This window comes from Streptomyces sp. AC627_RSS907, assembly GCF_019049165.1.
In genome coordinates this window covers 1-732 of the sequence record NZ_JAGMUE010001182.1, presented here as the reverse complement: position 1 = coordinate 732, position 732 = coordinate 1, and the positions used below count along the sequence as shown (strand labels likewise).

General features: G+C 73.2%; 1 protein-coding gene and 1 tRNA gene. One reads left to right on the top strand and one right to left on the bottom strand.

The window, feature by feature from the left end; all coding sequences use genetic code 11:
* Positions 1-153: 153 nt before the first annotated feature.
* Positions 154-226 (top strand) — tRNA-Gly (locus tag KUM32_RS40960).
* A 102-nt stretch (positions 227-328) separates the two neighbouring features.
* Here the strand turns inward: KUM32_RS40960 and KUM32_RS40955 are convergent.
* On the bottom strand, positions 329-732 hold a 404-nt coding region (locus tag KUM32_RS40955), incomplete at its 5' end, for a phosphoribosylaminoimidazolesuccinocarboxamide synthase (RefSeq protein ID WP_302185262.1).

Below are 732 nucleotides of genomic sequence, written 5' to 3'. Positions count from 1 at the left end.
CGCCCGGCCCGGAGGGTGTGGCGATGGCCACACCCTGGCGGTCTCCGGCCAGCCATGCCGGGCCGGCGGGCGGTCGGGGCGCTCTCGGGTGCTTCGCTCGCCCGAAACGTTGGCTATAGTAGGACCCGCACCACACGGAAACGCGCGGCGCATGCGGACGTAGCTCAGTTGGTAGAGCGCAACCTTGCCAAGGTTGAGGTCGCGAGTTCGAGCCTCGTCGTCCGCTCAGGGAAAAGGCCCCCGGTCATCGACCGGGGGCCTTTCGCGTGCCCGGGCGTTCGGCCAGCGTGCCGGCCCGGCGTGGGGCCGGCACGCTGGCCGGGGTGGGTCAGGACCAGGTCAGGCCCGTGAGCCGCTCGTACGCCTCGACGTACTTCGCGCGGGTCTGCTCGACGACCTCGGCCGGCAGCGGCGGCGGGGGCAGTTCGCCGGTGCGGTCCCAGCCGGAGGCCGGCGAGGTGAGCCAGTCGCGGATGAACTGCTTGTCGAAGGAGGGTTGGTCGCGGCCGGGCTCCCACTGGTCGGCGGGCCAGAACCGGGAGGAGTCCGGGGTCAGCGCCTCGTCCGCGAGGACCAGCCGCTCGCCGTCGTAGCCGAACTCGAACTTGGTGTCGGCCAGGATGATGCCGCGCTCGCGGGCGATGTCGCGGCCCCGGCTGTACAGCGCGAGGGTGGCCTGCCGCAGCTCGGCGGCGCTCTCGGCGCCGACCTGGCGGGCGACCTCCTCGTAGC